The sequence below is a fragment of the Chryseobacterium sp. BGA-UO-ETr-SB22 genome (assembly GCF_059567885.1).
The window spans coordinates 647,662-660,937 of the sequence record NZ_JCAQOV010000005.1 but is presented as its reverse complement, the minus strand read 5'-3'; the positions used below and the strand labels follow the sequence as shown (position 1 = coordinate 660,937).

The following is a 13,276-nucleotide window of genomic DNA, read 5'->3' as shown; positions in this document are numbered from 1 at the left end:
GAACATGCAAAAGAATTTTTTAATCATCGCTGGAATCTTCCTGTTTTTGGAAGTTTATATTTATCAGGCTATCAGAACACTTACTGATAACTCATGGATAAGAATCGGATATTGGGTACTCTCTTTAACCGTGTATGGTATTTTCGCTTATGAGGTCACTCACTTCCAAAGATCAGACAGAAGTACGGTAAGGGCTCAGATTATGATCTCGTTATTTTTGATTTTTATCCTTCCTAAAATCTTCGTAGTTCTGTTTTTATTAATTGATGATATCATCAGAACCGGAGGCTATCTGATCGGTTTTACCCAATCTTCGGAAAATTTATTTCCGGAAAGAAGGAAATTCCTAAGCATTGTAGGCCTGGGAATGGGAGGTGTCCTTTCTGCTCTTTTTATAGACGGGATTACTTTTGGTAAATACCGTCACACCGTAAGAAGGGTAAGAGTAAAATTCAATAATCTTCCGAAAAGCTTTAAAGGATATAAAATCATTCAGATTTCTGATGTTCACAGTGGAAGCTTCTCGGATCCAGGCAAATTACAGCATGCCATTGATCTGATTAATGAACAAAAACCGGATTTAGTACTATTCACCGGAGATATGGTCAATAATATTGCGGATGAGTTTAAACCTTTTATTCCTTTGTTTTCAAAAATCCAGGCCAAAGACGGCAAGTTTGCGGTATTGGGAAACCATGATTACGGAGATTATGTAAGCTGGGAATCTCCTGCAGCTAAAAAAGAAAACCTCGACACTTTGATCAGTTATGAAAAGCAGGCAGGTTTTGATATGCTGAGAAACGAACACAGGATCATTGAAAAAAACGGAGAAAAAATATACATTCTGGGTGTTGAAAACTGGGGATTAAAACCCTTCCCTCAATTCGGAAAAATAGACGACGCGTTAAAAAACGTACCGGAATCCGCAACTAAGATATTAATGAGCCATGACCCTACCCACTTTGATTATGTGGTGAAAAAACACCCTGCAAACATCCACCTGACACTTTCAGGACATACACACGGAATGCAGTTTGGACTTGATCTTAAAAATGTAAAATGGTCACCTGTTCAGTACCGATACCCAAAATGGGCTGATTTATATGAAAGTGAAGGAAAACTACTGTATGTAAACAGAGGTTTTGGGGTATTGGGATACCCGGGAAGAGTGGGCGTATTGCCGGAAATTACTCTTTTTGAGCTGAGCTAGTTGAGAAGTTCAAGGTTTAAAGTTCAGGGTTTATAGTTTTCAGGGTTTATAGTTTAATGTTAGAGGTTTAGAAATTGAATTGTTATTTATCACGAGAAATAGTTCTCCCTAATCCCTTTAACCTAACACCTGCTACCTAAAATCTAATATCTGCAACCTATCACCAGCAACCTAAAAAATATAATCTTTCATACGGGAAGTAGCCATTTCCCTGTCATTGAGAAAAGTAAGGAGAGCATCTAATTTGTCCTCCATTTTTTTACCCGAAAATAAGCTTCTGTAAAAAGGAATATCAAATTGGTATTTCTTAAAATCGGTAAACTGCCATGTATTCAGGTAGATCAGAACAAATTCTTCATTCTGCAATGTTTCCAGAACCATATTCTGATAATACTTCATCGGCAGGATCTGAAACACGAAATCATTATAGGGCAACTGGCTGTAAGGGGAGATACTTTCAGGGACAATACTCAGCCCGTCCTCTTCTGTAATTTCCGTATCTCTTTTGAGTCTTTTGAAAGGGAAAAGAATATTGGCATTATCAATATTGGAAACGTAATTAAATTCCATCAGCTTCAAAATTTCCTGAGAAACTTTTACATCTTTCTGACGAATTCCCCTGATCTGTTTCTCCAGAAGATCCTGAATATTTTTCTTAGCATTTTCAATTTCTTCAGGATTTGAGTCTTTATTATAAAAAGCAATTTCATGCCCTTTGGATGAAATTGCTTTTATTAAATTTTGAAGTTTTTCAACAAGAGAAACCTCTACAAAAAAACTTGATTTGATATCATGAATATCTAAAATTCTAAGAATTGCTCTGGTATTATTTTCTGTAATTTTCAATCGCTCATCATCGTTAATTGGTGAGCCGTTTTTTACTTCAGCTTCAATACAGGTGATGTTAAAAGTCAATAATACCATTTAAATTAAAGTTTATATAAATTCTATAAAATATTATAAATCAGATGTTAAAACAATTATTAATTAAAGTAAAACTTTACATTATTAATCCTTACCTAATTTTACTTTCAGATTCTTGATCATATCCTTTGTCATTTCAGAAATTCCGAAATCATAAGTCAGACCCCAGTCTTTTTTCGCTACTGAATCATCAATAGAAGCCGGCCATGAATCTGCAATTGCCTGTCTGAAATCCGGGTTATAATCGATTGCAAAATCTGGAATTTCTTTCGTGATTTCTGCTGCCAGTTCTTTTGGAGTAAATGACATTCCACCCAAATTATAAGAAGAGCGAACGGATAAACTTTCTTTCGGAGCGTCCATTAATTTCAAGGTTGCATTGATGGCATCATCCATATACAACATCGGCATTCCTGTATCTTCGGAAATGAAACTTGTATATTTTCCATCTTCAATTGCTTTGTAGAAAATCTCAACAGCATAGTCGGTAGTTCCACCTCCAGCCGGAGTTTTCCATGAGATCAATCCAGGATATCTGATACTTCTTACATCTACCCCATATTTATCGAAATAGTATTCACACCACTTCTCCCCTGCCATTTTGGAGATCCCATAAACCGTTGTTGGATTCAATACTACATCCTGTCCCACATCATGCTTTGGAATTCCTTTTCCAAATACAGCGATAGAACTTGGCCAGAAGATCTTTTTAAGAAGCCCTTCTTTCGCCATTTCACAAAAATGAAGCAGTGGCTCAAGATTCAGTTTCCACGCAAAAATAGGCTGCTTCTCCGAAGTCCCGGATAAAAGCGACGCTAAGTGATACACTGTAGTAATCTCGTAATCATGAATCACCTGTCTTACCAATTGTGTATTGGTAACATCCATTCTTTCATAGTGTCCGGCAGAAGTAATTCCTTCCTGCCATCTGTCCAATCCTGAAGCAACAACGTTCTCTGCTCCGTGGATTTCAACAAGTCTGTTCGTAAGTTCGGTACCAATTTGTCCCAAGGCACCTGTAATCAGTATTCTTTCCGTATAGGATTCCATTTTTCAGATTTTTTTAGAATTGTACAAAAGTAAAAAAAACATGCCAACCATAATAAAAAAGGTGTATTTAAAAACACTCCTCCCATAATGAATACAGATATATTCAATTCAAACAGGTAAAATTCTCTTTAAACAATAGAAAAAATCAAATGCAATAATCACAGTCTATGATTAACTTAAAATTCAATAATTTTGTTTCAAGAAAAAACAATCATATGAAGAAGATTTTAATTGCTTCGATTTTACTGGCCACTCAGCTTAGCTGGGCTCAGTTTACCAATTTCAATATCATCAAGGAAGCACAGGTAAAAAATAAAGGTGTTGTAGTGTCTGCACATCCCTTAGCCAGTGAAGCTGGAGCCAAAATCTTAAAGATGGGCGGAAATGCCTATGATGCTGTTACAGCAACACAATATGCTCTTGCTGTAGTGTATCCTCAGGCAGGAAACATAGGAGGCGGCGGATTTTTAGTAGGCGTAAAAAATAATGGGGAAAAATTCACATTAGACTATAGAGAAACTGCTCCGAAAAAAGCTTCCAGAGACATGTACATTGATAAAAAAGGAAAAGCAGATACAGATATTTCCCAAAATGGAAGACTGGCAGTAGGTATTCCCGGAAGTGTGGCAGGTTTTTTTGCTACCCTGAAATACTGTAAACTGCCTATGGAAAAGATTATTCAGCCTGCCATTGACCTTGCAGAAAAAGGATTCGCTATTACAGATAAGGAAGCAGAAATGCTGAATAACCAGAGGGAAAAATTCCAGAAACATAATAAATCTTCTATCATTTTTGTAAAAGATGCTCCATGGAAAGCCGGAGACCTGTTAATCCAAAAAGACCTGGCCGAGACCTTGAAACTGATTCAGAAATTGGGAGCAAAAGGGTTTTATGAAGGGAAGACAGCTGATCTTTTAATTGCTGAAATGAAAAGAGGCAATGGAATCATCACACTGGAAGATCTTAAAAATTATAAGGTTGCCGAAAGAAAAGCTCTTGAATTTGAATACAAAGGAAGCAATGTGGTAACCATGCCTCTGCCATCAAGCGGCGGAGTTCTTCTTGCTCAGATGCTGAGAATGGCAAGTTTTGAAAACCTTGAAAAATATCAGCAAAACTCTACAAAAGCTGTTCAGATCATGACTGAAGCGGAAAGAAGAGCCTTTGCAGACAGAGCAGAATATATGGGAGATCCGGATTTTATTCAGGATAAAACATCTTATCTGATCTCTGACGACTATCTGAAAGGAAGATGGAAAAGCTTCAGTTTTGATAAAGCTACACCAAGTGCAGAGGTAGGTAAAATCATAGAACAACCTAAAGAATCTATGCAGACTACTCATATTTCCGTATTGGATAAGGATGGAAATGCTGCTTCTGTAACCACAACTCTGAACGGTTATTATGGAAGTAAAGTATTGGTTTCAGGAGCGGGATTCTTTTTAAATAATGAAATGGATGATTTCTCTATCAAGCCGGGTGTACCGAATATGTTTGGAGCAGTAGGTGGAGAAGCCAATGCTATCCAGCCTAACAAGAGAATGCTTTCTTCCATGACTCCAACTATCCTTCTTAAGAATGGAAAACCTTATATGGTGGTAGGAACGCCTGGAGGAACTACAATCCCTACTTCAGTATACCAATCTATTGTGAATGTTGTAGATTTTAAGCTGAACGCCAATATGTCAGTGAACACACCAAAATTCCATCATCAGTGGCTTCCGGAAACCATTACCGTAGAAAATAACTTCCCTGAAACCACAATTTCTGAGTTGAAGAGCAAGAATTACGTCATAGAAAAAATAAAATACATCGGAAAAACAGAAATGATTGTTCTTGATGAAAATGGAAGCATCCATGCAGTGGCAGACGGCCGCGGAGATGACTCTGTCGCCGTGGAATAATAATATCCGTCCATTTTACAATACAGCTCCGGCTTCATTCTAAAAGGCTTTTGCCTTTTAGAATGAAGCCGGAGTTTTTTATTAATCAATCCGCCACTATAGATACTTTTCAATGACTTTTATCATGTTTTCAGAGAATTTTTCTTAATTTTCGCCCTTAAAAAAACAAAACGACTGTTCTTTGAAAGCAAAAAAAATATACAATCAGCTTTATTTCCAGGTGATTATAGCAATAGTTGCCGGTATTCTTCTTGGAAAATTTTATCCTGAATTAGGAGAAAAAATGAAACCTCTGGGCGACGGATTCATCAAATTAGTGAAAATGATTATTGCCCCAGTCATCTTTATTACCCTTACGCTGGGAATCGCCCACATGACCGATTTGAAAAAAGTAGGCCGAATTGCCATAAAAGCAATGATCTATTTTTTCACATTTTCAACTCTTGCTCTTATCATCGGACTATTTGTAGGGAATATTTTACAGCCTGGTCATGGTTTAAATATTGATCCTGCTACTCTTTCAGGTGATGTTTCGCAATACCAGGCAAAAGCTCATGAATCAACACTTACAGGATTCATTATGAATATTATTCCGGAGACTTTATTCAGTCCTTTGGTGGGTGATAATATTCTTCAGGTTCTGCTGGTCGCTATTTTAATGGGAGTTTCTCTGGTTTTAACAAAAGAAAAAAGCCATAAAGTAACCGATTTTTTACAGGATCTAGCAACTCCGGTATTTAAAATCGTTCATATGCTTATGAAACTGGCCCCTATCGGGGCATTCGGGGCAATGGCATTTACGATCGGAAAGTACGGGCTTCATTCTGTACTGAACCTTATATTCCTTGTTGGGACATTTTATATTACATCTATCCTTTTTATAGTGCTGGTATTAGGATCTGTAGCCTGGTATAACGGATTTAACATTTTCAAGCTTCTTTTTTACCTTAAAGAAGAACTTCTTCTTGTTTTAGGAACCAGCTCTTCAGAGTCTGCTCTACCGGGAATCATGGAAAAACTTGAAAAAGCTGGGTGCTCCAAAGCTATTGTAGGTCTTGTAGTCCCTACAGGATATTCCTTCAATCTCGATGGAACCAATATTTATATGACACTGGCCTCTCTGTTTATTGCACAGGCGTTAAACATCCATCTTCCTATTGAAAAACAGCTAATGCTTCTGCTGGTAGCCATGTTAAGTTCAAAAGGAGCCGCTGGAGTTACCGGTGCTGGATTTGTAACCTTGGCAGCCACCCTAGCAGTAGTTCCTGAAATTCCAATTGCCGGAATGACATTAATCCTTGGAATAGATAAGTTTATGAGCGAATGCAGAGCGCTGACGAATGTAATTGGGAATTCTGTAGCTACGGTAGTAGTTGCCAACTGGGAAAAACAGCTTGATAAAAAACAGCTTCAATACTGCCTGGATCATCCGGCTGAAGTTGAGAAAAAACTGGAAGTGTGAGAGGGATTAGGTGGCAGATAACAGGTTGCAGGAAAACAGCTGTGAAGTATTGATCAAGATTAACTAAGGTTACTAGTGAATTTTGCTTAGCAAGTGAATGGTGAATTTTATCAGCAACTAACAACCAGCAACTGATAATTTTATACTATGTCCTTGTACCTTTAAGCTCAAAACCTTAAACTTTAAATCAAGATACTTAAGCTTGACGGCTGTACTTTAACATGAATCGGTGATTTGATTTTATTGAATTCCCCGTCAAGATGCCAGTTTTTGGTATTGACTTTAAAAGATATTTCGGAGACTGGAAGATAAGTAACATAGTCATCGTCTTTCAGTCTTTTGGTAAACATTCTGAAAGCAAACAGTGCAGAATAGGTCAAAGGAAACTTTTTCACCAAAACCATATCCACCAAACCATCACTTTTGCTGGCTTTTGGAGCAATGTAAGCGTTGTTGCCAAACTGGCGGGTATTGGCAATATTCATCATCAGATACCTTCCGTTGTACTGCTGGTATTCTTCATCAAAAAACTTCACTTTGATTGGCTTATAGTTGAAGAAAGTTTTTAGGGAAACTTTGATATAGTTTTTGAATCCGCGGCTTGTTTTTTCAAATTCCTTGACAACTTTACCGTCAAATCCTGTTCCTGAAACATTGATAGACAGCCTGTCGTTTACGGTAAAAGTATCAATCTTTCTGGAATTTTTGGTTTTTATTTTTTCTAAAAGTTCATCCAGATTTTTACTGAACTGGGTTTCATTGGAAAATCCGTTTCCTGAACCAGCTGGGAAAATAGCCAGAATTTTTTCTGTATTAATCAGATTTTTGGCTACGGTAGAAATGGTACCATCTCCTCCTATGGCTACAAAAATATCCACTTCTTCAAAATGCGCCTTGATAAACTCATCTGTTCCCGGAATAGATTCTGATACATAATACAACGGGTTGTTAACCTTTGTTTTAAGTTCATTCAAAAACGGCTGATAGTTCTTTTTGGCCGAAAAAGGGTTGATAATAAAAGCTACTTTTTCCATTACTGCAAAATTAAAAAATGCTTCCTGATCTGGAAGCATTAATTTACTTAATTTTCATTCTTTCTTTAAATTCTGGATTTAATGTCCCTTTCAGGTCTTCCCAAGAGATAGGAATTGTGATATCTCCTGCTGCAAAAGCTGCAATTTCGTAAGGACTGTAATGGAAATACAGGTTTTTATCATCAAAATAAAAGTTATCGGATGCCGGAATCTTCTCAACTAACAGCATTTCTGAGTTTTTCACTTCTCCGTCACCATCCATCGTTCCGCTGTTGATTTTATTGATATTTTTCATCAGAATTGCTTCAATTTTATTTTTAGGCATTGAAGTAATATCTTTCAATTCTAATTTTTTGCTGTTTTTAAGATCAAAAACTCTTTCTGAAAAACCATAATTATCATGAGCTCCCCCTTCATATCCGCTTCCTACATACTGAATATGCATATAATCATTTGTATTGGACATCAAATTCATATGTGAGCTTGAATACCAATTCTGAGCATAGGTAACATCTGAAACCCAGTCTTTGTTATCATTTTTCATAGAACTGAAATAATCATTCTTTTCTTTATCAAGATAAGCCTGCAGCCCTGCTTTGGAAAAGTCTTTGATTTTTTCATTCTGGAAATAGATGCTGTCTAATAGCTTTTTATCTTTTAATGAAGGAAAAACCAACAGTTTTGAAGTGTAGCTCACTTTTAAAGAGTCTGTAATTTTTGTAGAGTCATTTACTTTCACAGAATCTACTACAAACCCTTCAGTGACTTTATTTTCAGTTTTTTCTATCGGCTCTGCCTTTTCATTTTTTTTACAGGCAGTCACCGCTAAGAAAGAAGATAATGCTATAACAGCAATCGTATTTTTCATAATTCTGATTTTTGATATCAAATACAAAAACCATTCAAAAGATGAATGGTTTTTGAAAAAACTTTATTTTTTTTTAAAAAAAATCTTATTTAAACTCTCTTAAATATTACTTTTTAATAAGGCTGATTACCTGATTTTCAAACTTAGATGCTACCCCCCAGATTTGTTTAAATGCAGAATAATATTCTTTCGGATAATCTGAACTGCTAATTTTTGTTGTTGTAGTCACTTCCAGTTTATTTCCTTTTTGTTCTACAGAATAGGTATATGCAATTTCTTTATCTTCGGTAACGATTCTTTTGTCTTTAGGCATTTCCTCAATCACATATCCATCAGGGATTTCAAGAATAATCTTTTTCACTTTAGTGATAGGTGATCCAAAATCAATAGGATATTGTCTGACTTCCGTCTGATCAAACTCGTTGGAACTTTTGTTTAAAAACAGCATCGGATTGATGATCATTTTCTTTCCTACTCTATCAATAAGGTTCATTGAAGAAAACTTCATGCTACTTTCAAAATCTCCATTTTCCAAAACTTTTGAATTGATATCCGTAAAGTCCATAGAAAAGTTTTCTTTATACTGCTTTTTATATTTTTCTGCATTATCATCATAGCTATCTTTCACATACATTGCATAAGCTCCCGTATCTCTGTCTGAATAGGTTCCAGAAATACTTCCGTCCTCATTGATTTTAGCATTGGCTGTAAGGAAAGTATTGCTTGATTTTATATTGGCCATCTGAATCTGCAGAACCTTTTCTTTAGTTACCAAAATCCCATATTGATTCCAGTTTTTAAGAGGGATTTCATCCAGCGAGGATTGCTTTGAAGTGGCGTCATAAATATGCAGCTGATTATCAATATTAATCGCAGCCAATACAAAATTCATATTTGAAATATTAGGTGACACAAGATTAATCAATCCATTTTCCACGGTAGAAATCACCAGCGGATCAGCCTTAAGACCGGCCTCACGAAGCATCATCACTAAAAAAAGATTAATTTCTGCCGCATTTCCAACTTTAGTTTCCAACAATTTTTTGATACCATCCTCAGTGTAAACCCCTTTGTCTTTGTTCCATGTAAAAGTTTTCTGAACATATGAAAAAATAGCATTTGCCTTTTCAAGATCGGTTTTCATTCCTGAAACTGCTGCCGGCATATTTTCTTTTGCCAGTTTTGTTCTTTTCAATTCTCCTCCAAAATCGTCGCTTTCGTAAAGTCTTTTCCCAATCTGATCCCATGATGATGAATACAGCTTAAGCTCACCGAAGTTAGTAGAGTTCAGCTCAGCTCCAATTTTTGTTCTGAAATTCCTGTCATTTCTTACGAATTTTTCAGTTTTAAAGCCCTTTAGGTTTTCATAAGCAAATCTGAAAGTTTTGTATTGGGCACCGTACAGATTCCTTTCCTCCATTTCCCTGTGTTTAGGTGTAAGTCCCCCGGTATAGTTTACATTATAAGACATGTTGATAGGAGCATCCAAAACATATTCTGTGTTCAGAGAAGGGGTATCAGATTCTATCAATACTTCCGGAATAATGAATCGAAATGGTGATATTATTTCATACTGATATTCTAAGATAGATCCATTTTTCACGCTCGGAAAAGCAAATTTTGTCAGGGTAACATATTTATTCTCTTTACTTTTATATTGTGAACTTTTTTCCACTTTCACAGGAACCGTAACTCCGTTTTCAAGATTGTATGTAAAAGCCTTGAATTTCCCCAGTGATTCTCTGTTAGTTCCAACATTATAAATAGGAATCTCAAGATTCAGCCAGTCTTCGGCCTTATCTTTATCATAAATCTTAACTCTGTAATAATATTTTTTGTGCAGATTCCCTGTGTTTGCATCCACCATAAAGTATGCAGATTTATACAGAATCTCAGCAGGAGCATTTTCATCCAATAAAGATTTTGTTTTAGACAAATCTGCATCATTGAATTTCGGAGGATTCAGAAATTCGTATTTCTTCTGAGCATTCATCATTATTGCATTGGCAGAGCAAAAGACCAATACTATTAGTTTTTTCATGGTTATATTTTTGTTATTAATATTTTTGAATTATCCATGTTCAGAATTTTCTTTCTGAAACTTATATAATCGTTATATTTTTCTTTTGGGTACAGACCTTTATTGATCTGCATTTTTCTAGTCACTTTTATCTGATTGTCATTTTTAACAAAACTTAGCTTGTATGACCCAAATTCAGAAGTGATGTTTGAATTATCAGGAGTTTCATCAACTTTATATCCCAGAGGAAGCACAAAATCAATTTCATATTCGTCTTCGAAAGACATATTCACCTCAAAAGGAAGTTCACGGTTTTCATCTGTCTTGTAAACAACATCGGAAAAAATGGGTACAGATCTGAATAAAAGACTATTTCCTGCTTTTTTAGAAAAATTATTGGTTTTAAAATCAAGGTCATACGTAATAACAGCATTGTCTCTGTCATTGGTAAAGTTTTTCATTTCCACTTTTTCAAAGTTTAAAATGTCAAAATTTAATTTTACTGCATCATTTTTCTCTTTTGGGTTAAGATTAACAAACCTTAAATTATAATCATACTGGTTTCCTGTGTAGTAAAAATTCCCTGTTCCGGCAATACTGTTATCCTCGTTAAGGTTAATTTTCAATACCTGTTTTTCCTTATTCTGTTCGGCTTTATACACCGGTGTATTGATAAGCTCGATTCCTTTTGGAGTTACTGCCAGTGCATTTCTATCAGTTGTACTGTAGCTTAAATGATTAAAAGCAATCTGCTGAGAAGTATTTTCAAGCCAGATATTTCCTTTTTCAGTCGGAACCATCAGGATAACGTGATTTCCACCCATAGAAGGAAATTCAGGGTCAAAAGAAACCTGCGAACGGCCAGAGGTAATGATACAATAATTGGAAGGAATCCCTGCCTCATTCAGAAGAACTTTCATATAATTCGTAAGTCCCTTACAGTCTCCATAGCCTTTTTTCTGAACCTCATCCGGCAGCATGGGCTGCCAGCCGCCAATTCCTAATGCCACAGCAATATATCGGCTTTTGTTCTGCATATACTGATAAATTTTCTTCACTTTATCTTCTACAGATCCCTTCAGCTGTAAAGACGCCACTTCAGCCTTGATAGCAGGAGTAGAAGCAGAAACAGGTATCAGAAGATCATTATAAATCCAGGTTCCGAAATCTGTCCAGTTATTCAAAGTTCCCTGCTTTCCTGCCAGACTGAACCTTGCCAGGGCAAAGTTTACTGCAGGTAATATTTTAACGGGCTGCGGAATCATAAAAGCATCATCAATGGCAGGTACGTTTTTGTATGAATAGGTTTTATCATTTGTACTGCCACTTTCTATAACAGAGGTATAGTTGTATTTTGATGGATATATCTTAGTTCGAAGTTCAATTCCTGAAGTATTGATGATTTTAAACTGTGCTTCTTCCAGAGATGTTCTAACAGAGTTAAATGGCACAAAATCAGGAATAAAAACTGTATTTTCATCATCCGTTTCATAGGAAAAGTCAACGGTATAAGGGTACTGAGCGGGTGTATAAGAATATACCAAAACTCTGTTATCAGAATAAAAGATCCCCTGAGGGTTGTTTGCTACATCCTGAAAATCGGACTTTGAAACACTTTTAATCTTTTTTCCGGCTTCATCATAAATGGTCACTTTTACATTTGAAATACGTCTTTCTTTATCGTAAGGGATATAGGCAGTAGCATGATCATTTCCATCTTTATTCAGAACAGTGGTTACTGTATTATACTGATATTTTATTTGATTAATTTTATTTATCTGTGCTGTTGTAAAAGCTTTTCGTATCACAACATTAGCATTTTTCTTTAAATTCTCAGGAATTGCAGAAGCAGGATAGCTTTGTGCAAAATATAATGAGGCAACAGACAATGCCCCAAGAACTAATATTTTCATCATAGTTATTAAAATTATGCAAAAATAAGAAAATCTTAATAACTGTTAAAAAAAATATAAAAGGCTTCAACACGTGAAGCCTTAACCTAATACTTAAAAAGTACTTTTTAAATGTACTTATAAGGATATGAACACATTAGCAACTCTCCATTATTATATTCTGAAAAGTTAAAACAGAATATTTATACTCATTCTAGATTTGAAAGGATATTTATTCTGTGTAATGAAGCGATAAAACTTCATATTGTCTGCGTTTCAAATTTAAAATAAATTATGATTAATATAATTCAAAAGCTGTAGAATTAATAGTAAACAGCAGTACAATAAATTCTACAATACTAAAAACCCCAAATAAAAAAAGACCTCATTTCTGAAGTCTTTTTGTTTTTAATTTTCCTTTTTAATCATTTGGAACCAGTTTACTGTCAAAAGGATCACTTCCAAGCCCCAATACAGGGATAAAGATAAATCCCAAAAAGAAAATCAGAATGGTGTACAGAGGAGTTTCTTTGGCAAAACCTTTGGCCAGTCTGTCATATACAACCCAGAAGGCATAAATGTTTACCAATGGAATACAGAAAAGAATAATCCACCATATCGGTTTCTTCACAATTTCAAGCAGAACTATTGAATTGTAAATCGGGATAAAAGCAGCCCAGGCATCTTGTCTTCCTGCTTTCTGAAAGATTTTGTACATGCAGTATCCATAGAAAATATAGCATAGTAAGCCGAAGAACATTGTTCCGATTCCTAATCCGGCTGCTGCGCCAGACACGGCATCTGCCCCATTGTAAGGGTCTGTTTGTAAAAGAGTTAACATATTATTGTTTTTTTGGTTTCTCCAAATATAAAAAAAGCTTCTAAATAATTAGAAGCTTTTTTTATTATATT

General features: G+C 35.5%; 10 protein-coding genes. 3 read left to right on the top strand and 7 right to left on the bottom strand.

Features of this window, described 5'->3' with window-relative positions:
• Nucleotides 1–4: 4 nt before the first annotated feature.
• Nucleotides 5–1,210, top strand: a complete 1,206-nt coding sequence (locus AC57AW_RS10235) for a metallophosphoesterase (protein WP_496351782.1) — start codon at nt 5–7, stop codon at nt 1,208–1,210.
• 171 nt (nt 1,211–1,381) lie between these two features.
• On the opposite strand, the gene AC57AW_RS10230 is transcribed toward AC57AW_RS10235, so the two are convergent.
• Both AC57AW_RS10230 and AC57AW_RS10225 read right to left on the bottom strand, forming a co-directional pair.
• Nucleotides 1,382–2,134, bottom strand: a complete 753-nt coding sequence (locus AC57AW_RS10230) for a polysaccharide deacetylase family protein (RefSeq protein WP_496351781.1) — start codon at nt 2,132–2,134, stop codon at nt 1,382–1,384.
• 84 nt (nt 2,135–2,218) lie between these two features.
• Nucleotides 2,219–3,184, bottom strand: a complete 966-nt coding sequence (locus tag AC57AW_RS10225) for an NAD-dependent epimerase/dehydratase family protein (protein WP_496351780.1) — start codon at nt 3,182–3,184, stop codon at nt 2,219–2,221.
• A 215-nt stretch (nt 3,185–3,399) separates the two neighbouring features.
• Here AC57AW_RS10225 and ggt point away from each other — a divergent pair, with 215 nt between their 5' ends.
• Complete coding sequence (ggt, locus tag AC57AW_RS10220; RefSeq protein ID WP_496351779.1) at nt 3,400–5,088, top strand: gamma-glutamyltransferase; 1,689 nt, start codon at nt 3,400–3,402, stop codon at nt 5,086–5,088.
• A gap of 181 nt (nt 5,089–5,269) precedes the next feature.
• On the top strand, nt 5,270–6,550 hold the full coding sequence (locus AC57AW_RS10215; RefSeq protein ID WP_496351778.1) for a dicarboxylate/amino acid:cation symporter: 1,281 nt from the start codon (nt 5,270–5,272) through the stop codon (nt 6,548–6,550).
• 182 nt (nt 6,551–6,732) lie between these two features.
• Here the strand turns inward: AC57AW_RS10215 and AC57AW_RS10210 are convergent, their stop codons facing one another.
• The 5 genes from AC57AW_RS10210 to AC57AW_RS10190 form a co-directional block, all read right to left on the bottom strand.
• On the bottom strand, nt 6,733–7,623 hold the full coding sequence (locus AC57AW_RS10210) for a diacylglycerol/lipid kinase family protein (RefSeq protein ID WP_496351777.1): 891 nt from the start codon (nt 7,621–7,623) through the stop codon (nt 6,733–6,735).
• 4 nt (nt 7,624–7,627) lie between these two features.
• Complete coding sequence (locus AC57AW_RS10205) at nt 7,628–8,452, bottom strand: RsiV family protein (protein WP_496351776.1); 825 nt, start codon at nt 8,450–8,452, stop codon at nt 7,628–7,630.
• Between the two features lie 106 nt (nt 8,453–8,558).
• A complete protein-coding gene (locus tag AC57AW_RS10200; protein ID WP_496351775.1) occupies nt 8,559–10,493 on the bottom strand; it encodes a transglutaminase family protein in 1,935 nt (644 codons plus the stop codon).
• A 2-nt stretch (nt 10,494–10,495) separates the two neighbouring features.
• On the bottom strand, nt 10,496–12,388 hold the full coding sequence (locus tag AC57AW_RS10195; RefSeq protein ID WP_496351774.1) for a DUF3858 domain-containing protein: 1,893 nt from the start codon (nt 12,386–12,388) through the stop codon (nt 10,496–10,498).
• Nucleotides 12,389–12,785: 397 nt separating this feature from the next.
• Nucleotides 12,786–13,205 (bottom strand): DUF5684 domain-containing protein, encoded by a 420-nt coding sequence (locus AC57AW_RS10190; protein ID WP_496351773.1) that lies wholly within the window; start codon nt 13,203–13,205, stop codon nt 12,786–12,788.
• Between the last annotated feature and the right edge of the window lie 71 nt (nt 13,206–13,276).

Coding starts and splice junctions, on each gene's coding strand:
- ggt (WP_496351779.1), top strand. CDS start 3,400: ATGAAGAAGATTTTAATTGCTTCGATTTTACTGGCCACTCAGCTTAGC.
- AC57AW_RS10195 (WP_496351774.1), bottom strand. CDS start 12,388: ATGATGAAAATATTAGTTCTTGGGGCATTGTCTGTTGCCTCATTATAT.
- AC57AW_RS10190 (WP_496351773.1), bottom strand. CDS start 13,205: ATGTTAACTCTTTTACAAACAGACCCTTACAATGGGGCAGATGCCGTG.
- AC57AW_RS10205 (WP_496351776.1), bottom strand. CDS start 8,452: ATGAAAAATACGATTGCTGTTATAGCATTATCTTCTTTCTTAGCGGTG.
- AC57AW_RS10230 (WP_496351781.1), bottom strand. CDS start 2,134: ATGGTATTATTGACTTTTAACATCACCTGTATTGAAGCTGAAGTAAAA.
- AC57AW_RS10210 (WP_496351777.1), bottom strand. CDS start 7,623: ATGCTTCCAGATCAGGAAGCATTTTTTAATTTTGCAGTAATGGAAAAA.
- AC57AW_RS10225 (WP_496351780.1), bottom strand. CDS start 3,184: ATGGAATCCTATACGGAAAGAATACTGATTACAGGTGCCTTGGGACAA.
- AC57AW_RS10200 (WP_496351775.1), bottom strand. CDS start 10,493: ATGAAAAAACTAATAGTATTGGTCTTTTGCTCTGCCAATGCAATAATG.
- AC57AW_RS10235 (WP_496351782.1), top strand. CDS start 5: ATGCAAAAGAATTTTTTAATCATCGCTGGAATCTTCCTGTTTTTGGAA.